General features: G+C 41.7%; 1 protein-coding gene. It reads left to right on the top strand.

The annotated features are described in order from the left end of the window. Positions 1 to 817: ISAs1 family transposase (locus GQA99_RS20155; protein ID WP_160056995.1), on the top strand; the 817-nt coding region annotated here is incomplete at its 5' end. Positions 818 to 827: the final 10 nt, after the last annotated feature.

The raw sequence follows: 827 nt of genomic DNA, 5'->3' as shown, positions 1-827 counted from the left end.
AGGACTTTCTTCTATTGCGATTGATGGGAAAGTGCTTAAAGGTGCCAAAGCATCAGCCTCGAGCGCTGCATTACATATGGTCACTGCATATGATACCGGCTCTGGTTTAGTCTTCAGCGCTAAATCAGGTGCAAGCAAAAAGAGTGAACTCAAACTCGTTCAAGAATTGCTGACGTGTCTTAATTTGAAGTCTGAGTTACTGACATTTGATGCGCTGCATTGCCAGGCGCAAACACTTGATTATATTGTTAAAGAAGGTGGGCATTGTATTTTGCAAGTCAAAGGTAATCAGCCCAAGCTGTACGAGGCAGTACAGGCACAATTTGCTGATTACATTACAAATACCCCAGATGCCGAATGCTTTACGCAAGATGATAAAGGCCATGGTCGAGTTGAAAAACGGATAACGTTTCAGTGTCCGTTGAATTTACCCGCCGAGATAAAGATGAAATGGTCTCAATTAAAAACATTAATCGCAGTAGAGCGTCATCGAAAAGTGGGTAACAAAACCAGTATAGATACACACTTTTATGTCAGCAGTGCAGTATTAACATCAGAAGCCTTTGGTACAGCGATTAGGGCTCACTGGCAAACGGAAAATAATCAGCATTGGCTTTTAGATACGCTATTTCAAGAAGATAAGCAGAAGATGTATGATGAAGATGGTGCCAGTATTCTGGCTATTTTAAGGCGTTGGGCATTAAATCTAGTGAAGCTACATCCCGCTAAAACAAGCCAGAATCAGAAATTCAATAGGGCTTGTTGGAGTGATGATTTCAGGGAAGAGATTATTTTTGGCGCTGGTCAAAAAGTGTAATCAGCCCCTG

The organism is Shewanella litoralis, from assembly GCF_009828585.1.
Taxonomy (GTDB): Bacteria; Pseudomonadota; Gammaproteobacteria; order Enterobacterales; family Shewanellaceae; genus Shewanella; species Shewanella litoralis.
The sequence above is the reverse complement of the archived record's forward strand: the minus strand, read 5'-3'. Positions and strand labels throughout refer to the sequence as shown.